The 2,192-nt window shown below is 61.5% G+C and carries 1 protein-coding gene; it reads right to left on the bottom strand.

Translation table 11 applies throughout. The annotated features are described in order from the left end of the window. Nucleotides 1-481 precede the first annotated feature (481 nt). The coding region (locus tag EET13_RS18555) for a PPE family protein (RefSeq protein WP_211189096.1) at nucleotides 482-2,192 on the bottom strand (1,711 nt) is incomplete at its 5' end.

A 2,192-nucleotide genomic window follows, 5' to 3' on the forward strand; every position in this document is an offset into this window, starting at 1 on the left:
GCAACCACGCAAATTCAGGAATCATTTCCAACCCCAAACCAACCAGCCGCACCAACGGCACCGACAACCAACCAACCCACGGCCGGATCGTAAGACAACCCACACCGAAAAACTCCAGATTCGCCGAGTTATTCATAAATATTGAATAAGAGCCGGACCGCCGGCCCGCATCTCGGAACTATCTCGGACAGGCCGGCAGCGGTGCCCATGCAATGTCAATGAAGTGGACAACACTGGTCCACCTTCATTGCTTTGGGAACTGATTTCCCCCGTCCGCATCGCGGCGAAGGGCGACGCGAATGCCGCGCAGTGCGCCGCCGCCTGCAGCGTGGCGCAAGGCAAGAAACCGCTGGTCAGATCGCGCCCAACCGTCGGCACCGGCCCCGCCGCGGCGGTATGAGCTCCAGCAAAATCTGGCCACACCGGTCCCGCGGGGACCCAGCGAAAGTCTCACCCGCCCGGAAATCGCGTTCGGGCGCCGCTACAAGACATTCTTGAAGAAGCCCGAAAGCCCGTTGCCGAAGACCAGCAACCCGGAGCTTCCCGTTCCGGAGTTCAAGATGCCCGAAGTCGTGACGCCCGCGATGAAGATGCCTGCATTCTGGACGGCCGCGTTATAGAAGCCCGCATTCCCGTAGCCGGTGTCGAGTGCGCCGGAGTTACCGCCGAAGGTACTTGTGGTGCTGGTGTTGACGTAGCCCGAGTTGCCGAAGCCCGAATTTTGGAAGCCCGAGTTGCCGCTACCGTTTGGGTCGTTCTGGCCGAATCCAGAGTTGCCGGTGCCGACATTGAAGAAACCGGAGTTAGGACCGGGGTGGGTGGTGGCGCTGAAGAACCCGGTGTTGAGCACACCGCCATTGAAACCGCCGGTGTTGGTGTTGCCTGCGTTAGCAAAACCGGTATTGACGTCACCCGCATTCCCAAAGCCGGAATTGATGTTGCCTGCGTTGAGAAAGCCCGTGTTGAGGTCGCCGGAATTGCCGAAGCTGGTGTTCGAGTTGCCGGCGTTGAAGCCGCCCGCGTTGAAGTTGCCGGAATCAAAGAAACCGAAGTTGCCGGCCCCGGCGCTTAGGGCACCGGTGTTGGTGCTGCCGCCGTTCCAGAATCCGGTGTTGACGTTACCCGCGTTACCGAAGCCGGTATTGCCGATGCCGGAATTTCCGAACCCGACGTTGTTGGTACCCGAATTGAAAAATCCGACGTTGCCGCTGCCCGAGTTGAACAAACCGATATTATTACTGCCGGAGTTAAAGCCGCCGAACCCAAATTTGCCGTCACCGGTGAGTCCGAAGCCGATATTGTTGTTCCCGGTATTGCCGAAGCCAAAATTGCCATTACCGGTATTGCCGAAGCCGACGTTGTTGCTGCCCGAGTTCCCACTACCGAAGTTGAAGTTGCCGCCATTTCCGTTGCCGAAATTGGTGTCGCCTATGTTGCCGCTGCCCACGTTGGTGTTGCCGATATTGCCGCCACCCAGGTTCGTGCTGCCGATATTGCCGCTGCCCAGATTTTGGCTGCCGAAGTTTCCGCTGCCGACGTTGATGTTGCCGACGTTGCCGCTGCCCAGGTTGATGCCACCCTGATTGCCACTACCGAGATTGCCGCTGCCAATATTGCCGCTGCCCAGGTTGGTGCTACCGATGTTGCCACTGCCGATGTTCGTGTCCCCGACGTTGCCGCTACCCAGATTGAGGGAGCCGATGTTGCCGAAACCGAAGTTGATGCCCTGCAGGGGAGCCGGAACGGCGCTGGCAGCTGCGGCGCCGGCCTGGGTCGCACCACCGATCAGACCCGACAACCCGGGCAAACCCGCCAACGAACCCGCCCAGGAAGCCAACTGCCCAGCCGCCGCCGACACCCCACCGTGATAACCCACCATGGCCGCCACATCAGCGGCCCACATCTGCTCATACACACCCTCAGCAGCCGCAATCGCCGGCGCATTCTGACCAAACACATTCGACATCACCAACTGCACAAACACATCGCGATTAGCCGCCACCGCCACCGGATGAACCACCGCCGCCCGCGCCGCCTCAAACGCCCCCACCACCGCCTGCGCCTGCGCAGCCGCAGCCGCAGCCCGCTCCGCCGCCGCACTCAACCACCCCGAATACGGAGCCGCCGCCACCACCATCGCCGCCGCCGCCGCACCCTGCCACACCGCACCCGAGCCCGCCACCAACCCCGAG

Origin of the sequence: Mycobacterium attenuatum, assembly GCF_900566085.1 — a bacterium.
In the GTDB taxonomy this organism is placed as follows: Bacteria; Actinomycetota; Actinomycetes; order Mycobacteriales; family Mycobacteriaceae; genus Mycobacterium; species Mycobacterium attenuatum.